Here is a 10,166-nt window from a genome sequence, read left to right on the forward strand (position 1 = left end):
CCACAGAGGCGAGCCAAGCGCCTTGCCGCTTGTAACCCCGAGCTATTTCCTTAGCTGCCTTACGAAGTTGGCGAGAGCCACTACGCTCCCTAGAATATCGCCCCTCTCGAAAATACCCCGGAGCCGCCATGAGCCTAGCCCTGTCCACCGTCCCCGAGCGCAAGTCCAGCGCGCTCTGGGTCGCCTTCCTCCTGCTGCTGGCGGGTGCGCTGTTCCTCGCCCAGGCCGTAAGCGGCCGGCAGGCGCTGCTGTTCGTGGTCGGCGGCGCGCTGGGGCTGACGCTCTACCACGCGGCTTTCGGCTTCACTTCCGCCTGGCGTGTGTTCATTCGTGAGCGCCGTGGTGCGGGCCTGCGTGCGCAGATGGTGATGTTGGCCATCGCGGTACTGCTGTTCTTCCCGGCGCTGGCCGCCGGCACGTTGTTCGGCGAACCGGTGAAAGGGCTGGTGTCGCCCGCCGGCACCTCGGTGATCGTCGGTGCCTTCATCTTCGGCATCGGCATGCAGCTGGGCGGCGGCTGCGCCTCCGGCACACTGTTCACCGTGGGCGGCGGCAATGCGCGGATGCTGGTCACGCTGCTGTTCTTCATCATCGGCTCGGTGATCGCCACCCACCACATCGGCTGGTGGTTCGCCCTGCCGTCACTGCCGCCGACCTCCATCGTGCAGTCCCTTGGGCTGCTCCCGGCGCTGGCGGTGAGCCTTGCGCTGTTTGCCGCCATCGCCGCCGTCAGCGTGGTGCTGGAACGCCGTCGCCACGGCGTATTGGAGCTGATCGCCAGCAACGGCGAGAAGGGCATCGGGCGACTCTTCCGTGGCCCCTGGCCGCTGGTGTGGGGCGCGGTCGCGCTGGCACTGCTTAACTTCGCCACCCTGGCACTGGCCGGGCGTCCGTGGGGCGTCACCTCGGCTTTCGCGCTGTGGGGCGCGAAGGCGTTCGAGAGTCTTGGCATCGCCGTCGATCAATGGGCCTTCTGGCAGGTCGACGCCAACGCCAAGGCGCTGGCCGCTCCGGTGTGGCAGGACGTCACCAGTGTGATGGACTTCGGCATCATGATCGGCGCCTTGCTGGCCGCTGGCCTCGCCGGGCGTTTCGCACCGAGTCTGAAGATTCCCGCACGCTCGCTGGTCGCGGCGGTGATTGGTGGCCTGCTGCTGGGCTATGGCGCGCGCCTGGCCTACGGCTGCAACATCGGCGCGTACTTCAGCGGTATCGCTTCGGGCAGCCTGCACGGCTGGCTTTGGCTGGTGGCGGCGTTCTTCGGTAACGCGGTGGGCGTGCGTCTGCGGCCGATCTTCTTCCCCGCCGAGCGCGCGGAAGCGCGCCTGACCGGTTGCTGAGTCAAGCCGGGCGGGGCATTTCGCGCTCCGCCCAGTAGGTCTGCCGGTGGCCGCGGGCCTGGTAGTCCCGCGCCAGGGCTTCGGCCTCGGCGCGGGTCAGCTGGCGGCGCATGACGAAACGGTTGCCGTTGTCGTCCAGGCGCAGCAGGCACCAGTCCGGCTGTTCAGGCATTGAAGGTCGAGGTCTTGCGCAGGCGAAGCGCGAGCAGGATCAGCAACACGCCGAAGAACACCGAGTAGGCGCCAATCACCCAGGCCACGGCCAGCGCTCCGGCGCCCGGATTGCCGATCATCAGCACGCCGAACAGCACCGACACCGCGCCGGAAAGCCCCAGCCACCATTCGTTCTGCAGCGCCTTGCGCAGGCGGATCGCGGCAATGATCTGCAGTACGCCCATCACCAGCGCCCAGCCGGCGATCAGCATGAGCAGGCCCAGTGCGGTCAGCTGCGGCCAGAGGACAGCGACCAGCCCGGCGGCTATCCCCAGCAGCCCCACCAGCACCAGCGGCCACAAGGGCCGGCCGGATTCGCGCATCTGCGCGGCGGCGATCAGCGTGAACAGGCCGTCGACGAAGGCGTAGGCGCCGAAGAACAGCACCATCACGGTCAATACGATGCCCGGCCAGACCATGGCGAGGATGCCGAACAGCACGGCGGCGACGCCGCGCAGGGCGATCCATTTCCAGTGGCGGCCCAAGGCCTGCCAGAGCGGGTGTTGCGACATGGCGACGATCCTTGCGAGGGGTGTGGCTGCAACCATAGCCCTGCCTGCTCGTCCGTGCTTGAGCGAGATCATGCGGGGCTCATTAAGGCGCGGGGCACAAGGTCCTGGCTCGCAATGCGCAAAAGAAAGCCCGGCACGGAGCCGGGCTGAAGGGCCTGCGGGGGCAGGCGGGCGGCGTCGGCGACGCCGCCGGGGAGATCAGGCAGCAGGCGCCAGGGCCGATGACGGGGCTTGCTCATGCAGCGCCTCGTAATCCTTCTTCATGGCCTTGTAGAGGCCGAACATGAACAGGATCAGTACCGCTGAGAACGGCAGGCCGGCCAGCACCACGACGGTCTGCATGGCGGTGAAGTTGCCGGCGAACAGCAGGCCGATGGTCACCAGGGTGATGACCACCGACCAGAGGATGCGCAGCCAGTGCGGGGCGTCTTCGTCGAGGTCGCCGCCCTGGCGCGAGAGGTTGGCCAGCATCACCGAGCCGGAGTCGGCCGGGGTGAGGAACAGCACGAAGCCGACGAAGATCGACATGCCGATCACGATCTTGGCGAAGGGGTAGTGCTCCAGCAGCAGGTAGATCGACATCGACGGCTGCTCCAGCGCGGCCTTGCCCAGGTCGACGGCGCCGTGGTTCATCACCAGGTCGACCGCACTGTTACCGAACACCGAGAGCCAGGCGAGGGTGAAGCCCAGCGGGATCAACAGCACGCCCATGACCAGTTCGCGCACGGTGCGGCCGCGGGAAATACGGGCGATGAACATGCCGACGAAGGGCGCCCAGGAAATCCACCAGGCCCAGTAGAACAGGGTCCACAGGCCCAGCCATTCTTCGTTCTTGCCGGCGCCGCCGCCAGTGTAGACGTAGAGGTCGAAGGTCTTGAGCACCAGGCCGTTGAGGTAATCGCCCAGGTTCTGCACGAAGCCGTTGAGGAGCTCCAGGGTGGAGCCGCAGACCAGCACGAACAGCAGCAGCGAGCTGAACAGCACGATGTTCAGGTTGGACAGCCGGCGGATGCCTTTCTCGATGCCGGACACCGCGGCCAGCGTGGCTACCAGGCTCATCACCAGCAGCACGATGAGCAGGGTGGTCTTCGAATGCTCCATGCCGGTGAGGTACTCGATGCCCGAGGATACCTGCAGCGCGCCGATTCCCAGGTTGGTCACCAGGCCCAGCAGGGTGACGAAGATCCCGAAGCAATCCACCGCATGGCCGGCGCCGCCCTTCACCCAGCGCTCGCCGAGGATCGGCAGCAGGGCCGAGCGCAGGGCCAGCGGCTGGCGATGACGATAGGCGAAATAGCCCACTGCCAGTCCGACCAGCGCGTAGATCGCCCAGCCATGCACGCCCCAGTGCAGGAAGGTCAGCTGCAATGCCTGGCGGGCGGCCTGCGGCGTGCCGGCCACGCCTTCAGGCGGATGATAGAGGTGGTCGATCGGCTCGGATGCGGCGAAGTACAGCAGCGAGATGCCGATGCCGGATGAGAACAGCATGCCGGCCCAGGCGCCGTAGCTGAAGTCGGGCTTCTCGTGGTCGGCGCCGAGTTTCAGCTGGCCGTAGCGCGAGAAGGCGACCCACAGGACGAAGAACAGGTAGCTTCCGATGGCCAGCATGTAGTACCAGCCGAAGCTGTGCGAAAGCCACGTCTGCGTACGGTTCAGGACAGTTCCGGCGCTATCGGGGAAGAGAATGAGGGCGGCGGTCAGAACCAGGATCAGTACGGTGGAACCGTAGAACACGATCGGATTCAGACGTACCTGCTCGTTTGTTTTTATTGGCGAAGCAGTACTCATTTGGAGGATGACCCCATGACAGTGAACGCATGGCGGCCGTCGGCGAGCGCGACTAAGGCACGGCGACGGGCCGCAAACCACAGACACAGCATTGCCACCCGACACTTCCCGCCTGGATTCTGCGATCCTTGAAGGTTGGAAAATGGCGCGGCGATGAACGGCTCGGGCCTGCTTGCACGCAAGGCTCGGAGAGGTTCACGGAGCGCAGCTTATTCTTAGTTGATTGAACGTTCAATAAAAACAAAATAGACTGGCCCATAACTCGCCGGACGGCACAGGTACGTCCAGGCGAAGAGGAGAGACGAAATGCCCAAGGTCGGTATGCAGCCGATTCGCCGTTCCCAATTGATCCACGCCACGTTGGAGGCGGTGGACCAGGTGGGCATGGGTGACGCCAGCATCGCCCTGATCGCCCGCCTGGCGGGGGTCTCCAACGGCATCATCAGCCACTACTTCCAGGACAAGAACGGGCTGCTGGACGCCACGATGCGACATTTGATGTCGGCCTTGAGCAAGGCCGTCGCCGAGCGTCGCGCTACCTTGCGCAACGACGAACCGCGCTCGCATCTGCGGGCCATCATTGCCGGCAACTTCGACAGTTCCCAGGTAAACGGCCCGGCGATGAAGACCTGGCTGGCGTTCTGGGCCAGCAGCATGCACCAGCCGCAGTTGCGCCGCCTGCAGCGGATCAACGACCACCGGCTGTATTCGAACCTGTGCAGCCAGTTCCGCCGCGAACTGCCGCTGGCCCAGGCCCGCAGCGCCGCTCGCGGGCTGGCCGCGCTGATCGACGGACTCTGGCTGCGGGGCGCGCTCTCGGGCGATGCCTTCGACACCGAGCAGGCGTTGGCCATTGCCTACGACTATCTCGACCAACAACTGGCCAAGCGCCCCGGATAGCGGGCGCAGCCTTGCGCTGACACCTATAAGAGAGGACACCTGCACCATGGCTCGATTCGAAGTACAGAAGCTCTACATTGACGGTCGCTACGTGGAAGCCACCAGCGGCGCCACCTTCGAGACCATCAATCCGGCCAACGGTGAAGTCCTCGCCCAGGTACAGCGCGCCTCGAAGGAAGACGTTGAGCGCGCCGTGCAGGCGGCGGTGCAAGGGCAGAAGGTCTGGGCGTCAATGACCGCCATGCAGCGCTCGCGCGTCCTGCGTCGCGCCGTGGACATCCTCCGCGAGCGCAACGACGAGCTCGCCGAACTGGAAACCCTCGACACCGGCAAGCCGCTGGCTGAAACCCGCTTCGTCGACATCGTCACCGGTGCCGATGTGCTCGAGTACTACGCCGGCCTGGTGCCGGCCATCGAGGGCGAGCAGATCCCGCTGCGCGACACCAGCTTCGTCTACACCCGTCGCGAGCCGCTGGGCGTGGTCGCCGGTATCGGTGCCTGGAACTACCCGATCCAGATCGCCCTGTGGAAGTCCGCCCCGGCCCTGGCCGCCGGCAATGCGATGATCTTCAAGCCCAGCGAAGTCACCCCGCTGACCGCCCTGAAGCTCGCCGAGATCTACACCGAGGCCGGCCTGCCCGATGGCGTGTTCAACGTGCTCACCGGCAGCGGCCGCGAAGTCGGCCAGTGGCTGACCGAGCACCCGGTCATCGAGAAGATCTCCTTCACCGGTGGCACCTCCACCGGCAAGAAGGTCATGGCCAGTGCGTCGAGCTCCTCGCTCAAGGAAGTCACCATGGAGCTGGGCGGCAAATCGCCGCTGATCATCTTCGAGGACGCCAACCTCGACCGCGCCGCCGACATCGCCGTCATGGCCAACTTCTTCAGCTCCGGCCAGGTTTGCACCAACGGCACCCGCGTGTTCATCCCGCGCAACCTGCAGGCGCGCTTCGAGGCCAAGGTGCTCGAGCGCGTGAAGCGTATCCGCCTGGGCAACCCGCAGGATGAAACCACCAACTTCGGCCCGCTGGTGAGCTTCCCGCACCTGGAAAGCGTTCTTTCCTATATCGAGTCCGGCAAGGAGCAGAAGGCCCGCCTGCTGTGCGGTGGCGAGCGCGTCACCCAGGGTGATTTCGGCAAGGGCGCGTACGTCGCGCCGACCGTGTTCACCGACTGCACGGACGACATGACCATCGTCCGCGAGGAAATCTTCGGGCCGGTCATGAGCATCCTTGTCTATGACACCGAAGACGAGGCCATCCGCCGCGCCAACGACACCGAGTACGGCCTTGCCGCCGGCGTCGTGACCCAGGACCTGACCCGCGCGCACCGGGCGATCCACCGCCTGGAAGCGGGCATCTGCTGGATCAATACCTGGGGCGAGTCGCCGGCCGAAATGCCGGTTGGCGGGTACAAGCAATCGGGTGTCGGTCGTGAGAACGGCCTGACCACCCTGGCTCACTACACTCGCATCAAATCCGTACAGGTAGAGCTGGGCGACTACACCTCGGTGTTCTGATCGCCGCGATCGAGCCATGAGAGGCCGGTCGCAGGCATGACTCCCTGACCACCGGCCATCCCCAACACGCAGACACCGACGCGCACGCGTCGCGGGCGGTGTCATGCCGGAAAAAGAGGAAGGCCTGCATGTCCCAGGAATACGACTACATCATCATCGGTGCCGGTTCTGCCGGTAACGTACTGGCTACCCGCCTGACCGAGGACGCCGACATCAGCGTCCTGCTGCTCGAAGCCGGTGGTCCGGACTACCGCGCCGACTTCCGCACCCAGATGCCGGCGGCGCTGGCGTACCCGCTGCAAGGTCGCCGCTACAACTGGGCCTATGTGACCGACCCGGAACCGCACATGAACAACCGCCGCATGGAGTGCGGGCGCGGCAAGGGCCTGGGCGGCTCCTCGCTGATCAATGGCATGTGCTACATCCGCGGCAACGCCATGGACTTCGACGGCTGGGCGCAGGAAAAGGGCCTGGAAGACTGGACCTACCTCGACTGCCTGCCTTACTTCCGCAAGGCCGAGACCCGCGACATCGGCCCCAACGACTACCATGGCGGCAACGGCCCGGTGAGCGTCACCACGCCCAAGGCCGGCAACAACCCGCTGTTCCACGCCATGGTCGAGGCCGGCGTGCAGGCCGGCTTCCCGCGTACCGAAGACCTCAACGGCTACCAGCAGGAAGGCTTCGGTCCGATGGACCGCACCGTCACTGCCCAAGGTCGCCGCGCCAGCACCGCCCGTGGCTACCTGGACCAGGCCCGCGAACGGCCGAACCTGACCATCGTCACCCATGCGCTGACCGACCGCATCCTGTTCAGCGGCAAGCGCGCCATCGGGGCGACCTACCTGCATGGGAACGACAACGCCCTGAAGGAAGTCCGCGCCCGTCGCGAAGTCCTGGTGTGCTCTGGCGCCATCGCCTCGCCGCAATTGCTGCAACGCTCCGGCGTCGGCCCGGCATCGCTGCTGCGCGACCTGGGCATCGACGTGGTGCATGATCTGCCCGGCGTCGGCCAGAACCTCCAGGACCACCTGGAGATGTACCTGCAGTACGCCTGCAAGCAGCCGGTGTCGCTGTACCCCGCGCTGCAATGGTGGAACCAGCCGCAGATCGGCGCCCAGTGGATGTTCCTCGGTACCGGCCTGGGCGCGAGCAACCAGTTCGAGGCGGGCGGTTTCATCCGCAGCCGTCCGGAGTTCGAGTGGCCGAACATCCAGTACCATTTCCTGCCGGTCGCCATTAACTACAACGGCAGCAACGCCGTCAGCGAGCACGGCTTCCAGGCCCACGTCGGCTCCATGCGCTCGCCCAGCCGCGGGCGGATCAATCTGACCTCCCGCGATCCGCGCAAGCATCCGAGCATCCTGTTCAACTACATGTCCTGCGAGCAGGACTGGCAGGAGTTCCGCGACGCCATCCGGATCACCCGCGAGATCATGAACCAGCCGGCGCTCGACCCCTACCGCGGCCGCGAGATCAGCCCGGGCCTGGACAAGCAGAGCGACGCCGAGCTCGACGCCTTCGTGCGGGAGCATGCGGAAACCGCGTTCCACCCGTCCTGCTCCTGCAAGATGGGCGAGGATGATATGGCGGTGGTCGATGGCGAGGGCCGCGTGCACGGCATGCAAGGGCTGCGGGTGATCGATGCGTCGATCATGCCGCTGATCATCACCGGCAACCTCAACGCCACCACCATCATGATGGCCGAGAAGCTCGCCGATAAGGTACGCGGCCGCCCGGCACTGCCGCGCAGCACTGCGGCCTACTACAAGGCCGAGGGTGCACCGGTGCGCGGAAAACCGCTGCGCTGATTCGCAAACGCGAAGACGAAAACGCCGGCAAGAGAGCCGGCGTTTTCATTTCTCAGCCACGACGCGGAGGAACCGGGCGGGTTCGGCCACTGCCGTCGATGGCGACGAAGACGAATACTGCCTCGGTAACCTTGCGCCATTCGCTGGACAGCGGGTCGTCGCTCCAGACCTCGACCAGCATGCGGATCGAGCTGCGGCCCACTTCCAGGGTCTGGGTATAGAAGGAGAGCTGCGCGCCGACTGCGACCGGGACCAGGAAGGCCATGCGGTCGATGGCCACCGTGGCCACGCGGCCTCCGGCAATGCGGCTGGACATGGCGGTTCCGGCGAGATCCATCTGCGCCACCAGCCAGCCCCCGAAGATGTCGCCAAAGCCGTTGGTCTCGCGCGGCAGGGCGGTGATCTGCAAGGCAAGGTCGCCCTGCGGGATAGGATCTTCTTGTTCGAGCTCGATCATAGGTAAGGGCCTCTTGCCCCCGGCGTACTCATGGTGAAGTTATGGAAAAACTCTCCCAAGACACCTGTCGGCGCAAGGCCTTGGGACAGCTTTTGATCGGCCTGCCCGCATTATATAGAGGGAGGACCTGCTCGACGACCGCCGGAATTCGAGAAATTCCGGCGATCCCGGCCGCTGTGTCGCGTTCGCGCAATTTGCTATGGTGCGGCACCTGCGGCTGCCGGCCGCAGCCTCCTTGCCTGCAGAGATAACAAGCACCATGCCTTCTGTGAACGCTCCTGCCGCGCCTGCGTCACGTCCGTTGACCCGCAGCGACTACAAGACTCTTTCGCTGTCCGCCCTGGGCGGCGCGCTGGAATTCTACGACTTCATCATCTTCGTGTTCTTCGCCACCGTGGTCGGCAAGCTGTTCTTCCCCGCCGACATGCCGGACTGGCTGCGCCAGTTGCAGACTTTCGGCCTGTTCGCCGCCGGCTACCTGGCCCGTCCGTTGGGTGGGGTGGTAATGGCGCACTTCGGTGACCTGCTGGGACGCAAGAAGATGTTCACCTTGAGCATCTTCCTGATGGCGGTTCCCACCCTGATCATGGGCCTGCTCCCCACTTACGCGCAGATTGGTATCTGGGCGCCGCTGGCGCTCCTGCTGCTACGCGTCATCCAGGGCGCGGCCATCGGCGGTGAAGTGCCGGGCGCCTGGGTGTTCGTTGCCGAGCACGTTCCGCATCGCCATGTGGGCTACGCCTGCGGCACGCTCACGTCGGGTCTGACCGCGGGTATCCTCATCGGTTCGCTGGTGGCGACCCTGATCAACAGCGTTTACAGCGCCGAGGAAGTCCAGGGCTACGCCTGGCGCATCCCGTTCCTGCTGGGCGGCATCTTCGGCCTCTTTTCCGTCTACCTGCGCCGGTGGCTGCACGAGACTCCGGTATTCGCCGAACTGCAGTTACGCAAGCAACTGGCCGATGAGGTGCCGCTGGGCGTGGTGGTGCGTGAGCATCGCCCGGCCATCGTGCTGTCCATGCTGCTGACCTGGGTGTTGTCCGCCGGCATCGTCGTTGTGATCCTGATGACCCCGTCCGTGCTGCAGACCGTTTATGGCTTTGATGCTGCTACGTCGCTGAAGGCCAACAGTGTGGCTATCGTGTGCCTGAGCGTCGGCTGCATCCTCTCCGGCCGCTTCGCCGACCGTTTCGGCGCAGGCCGTACCTTTATATACGGAAGCATCCTGCTGGGTGTCGTCTCCTGGACCTTCTATACCAGCCTGAAGGCGCACCCGGACTGGTTGTTCCCGCTGTATGCAGTTACCGGCCTGTGCGTCGGCGTGATTGGTGCGGTGCCCTACGTGATGGTCAATGCCTTCCCGGCGGTGGTGCGCTTCACTGGCCTGTCCTTCTCCTACAACCTGGCCTACGCCATCTTCGGTGGGTTGACGCCCATGGTGGTTGCCCTCCTTATGAAGGAAGACCCGCTGGGCCCGGCGTACTATGTCGTGGCGCTGTGTGTGGTTGGCCTGCTGGTCGGCGCCTATCTGCTACGCCAGGAGCGCCGATCGGTAGGGCAGGGTGTGGCGATAAACTGATCGCCCGGACAGTTTTTTGCAGAAAGTTTAAATTAGTCGTTGACGGC

The 10,166-nt window shown here is 65.2% G+C and carries 9 protein-coding genes; 5 read left to right on the top strand and 4 right to left on the bottom strand.

Annotated features, from left to right (window positions below; all coding sequences use genetic code 11):
• Positions 1-128: 128 nt before the first annotated feature.
• On the top strand, positions 129-1,340 hold the full coding sequence (locus C167_RS0127675) for a YeeE/YedE family protein (RefSeq protein WP_017521578.1): 1,212 nt from the start codon (positions 129-131) through the stop codon (positions 1,338-1,340).
• A gap of 1 nt (position 1,341) precedes the next feature.
• Here C167_RS0127675 and C167_RS34925 read toward each other — a convergent pair whose 3' ends face one another.
• From C167_RS34925 to C167_RS0127690, 3 genes are all read right to left on the bottom strand, one after another.
• Positions 1,342-1,512, bottom strand: coding sequence for a hypothetical protein (locus tag C167_RS34925; RefSeq protein WP_017521579.1), 171 nt, complete (start codon positions 1,510-1,512; stop codon positions 1,342-1,344).
• On the bottom strand, positions 1,505-2,065 hold the full coding sequence (locus C167_RS0127685) for an HdeD family acid-resistance protein (protein WP_017521580.1): 561 nt from the start codon (positions 2,063-2,065) through the stop codon (positions 1,505-1,507). Before C167_RS0127685 ends, C167_RS34925 begins: the two co-directional genes overlap by 8 nt.
• 198 nt (positions 2,066-2,263) lie before the next feature.
• Positions 2,264-3,799, bottom strand: a complete 1,536-nt coding sequence (locus tag C167_RS0127690) for a BCCT family transporter (protein WP_017521581.1) — start codon at positions 3,797-3,799, stop codon at positions 2,264-2,266.
• Between the two features lie 360 nt (positions 3,800-4,159).
• Here C167_RS0127690 and betI point away from each other — a divergent pair, with 360 nt between their 5' ends.
• From betI to betA, 3 genes are all read left to right on the top strand, one after another.
• Positions 4,160-4,753, top strand: a complete 594-nt coding sequence (betI, locus tag C167_RS0127695; protein ID WP_017521582.1) for a transcriptional regulator BetI — start codon at positions 4,160-4,162, stop codon at positions 4,751-4,753.
• Positions 4,754-4,799: 46 nt separating this feature from the next.
• Entirely contained in the window at positions 4,800-6,272 is a 1,473-nt protein-coding gene (gene betB, locus C167_RS0127700; protein WP_017521583.1) for a betaine-aldehyde dehydrogenase, read from the top strand.
• Positions 6,273-6,400: 128 nt separating this feature from the next.
• On the top strand, positions 6,401-8,083 hold the full coding sequence (betA, locus tag C167_RS0127705; protein ID WP_017521584.1) for a choline dehydrogenase: 1,683 nt from the start codon (positions 6,401-6,403) through the stop codon (positions 8,081-8,083).
• A gap of 52 nt (positions 8,084-8,135) precedes the next feature.
• Here the strand turns inward: betA and C167_RS0127710 are convergent, their stop codons facing one another.
• Positions 8,136-8,540, bottom strand: coding sequence for an acyl-CoA thioesterase (locus C167_RS0127710; RefSeq protein ID WP_017521585.1), 405 nt, complete (start codon positions 8,538-8,540; stop codon positions 8,136-8,138).
• A gap of 259 nt (positions 8,541-8,799) precedes the next feature.
• Between C167_RS0127710 and C167_RS0127715 the strand changes: the two genes are divergently transcribed.
• Positions 8,800-10,119 carry an MFS transporter gene (locus C167_RS0127715; RefSeq protein ID WP_026079326.1) on the top strand — a complete coding sequence of 440 codons (1,320 nt, stop codon included), beginning with the start codon at positions 8,800-8,802 and terminating at the stop codon, positions 10,117-10,119.
• The last annotated feature ends 47 nt before the right edge of the window (positions 10,120-10,166 follow it).

Source organism: Pseudomonas nitroreducens TX1 (assembly GCF_000313755.1).
GTDB classification, from domain to species: Bacteria; Pseudomonadota; Gammaproteobacteria; order Pseudomonadales; family Pseudomonadaceae; genus Pseudomonas; species Pseudomonas nitroreducens_A.

Bases quoted from the DNA above. Each gene is read 5' to 3' on its own strand.
- C167_RS0127715 (WP_026079326.1), top strand. From the start codon at position 8,800: ATGCCTTCTGTGAACGCTCCTGCCGCGCCTGCGTCACGTCCGTTGACC.
- C167_RS0127675 (WP_017521578.1), top strand. From the start codon at position 129: ATGAGCCTAGCCCTGTCCACCGTCCCCGAGCGCAAGTCCAGCGCGCTC.
- betB (WP_017521583.1), top strand. From the start codon at position 4,800: ATGGCTCGATTCGAAGTACAGAAGCTCTACATTGACGGTCGCTACGTG.
- betI (WP_017521582.1), top strand. From the start codon at position 4,160: ATGCCCAAGGTCGGTATGCAGCCGATTCGCCGTTCCCAATTGATCCAC.
- betA (WP_017521584.1), top strand. From the start codon at position 6,401: ATGTCCCAGGAATACGACTACATCATCATCGGTGCCGGTTCTGCCGGT.
- C167_RS0127685 (WP_017521580.1), bottom strand. From the start codon at position 2,065: ATGTCGCAACACCCGCTCTGGCAGGCCTTGGGCCGCCACTGGAAATGG.
- C167_RS0127710 (WP_017521585.1), bottom strand. From the start codon at position 8,540: ATGATCGAGCTCGAACAAGAAGATCCTATCCCGCAGGGCGACCTTGCC.
- C167_RS34925 (WP_017521579.1), bottom strand. From the start codon at position 1,512: ATGCCTGAACAGCCGGACTGGTGCCTGCTGCGCCTGGACGACAACGGC.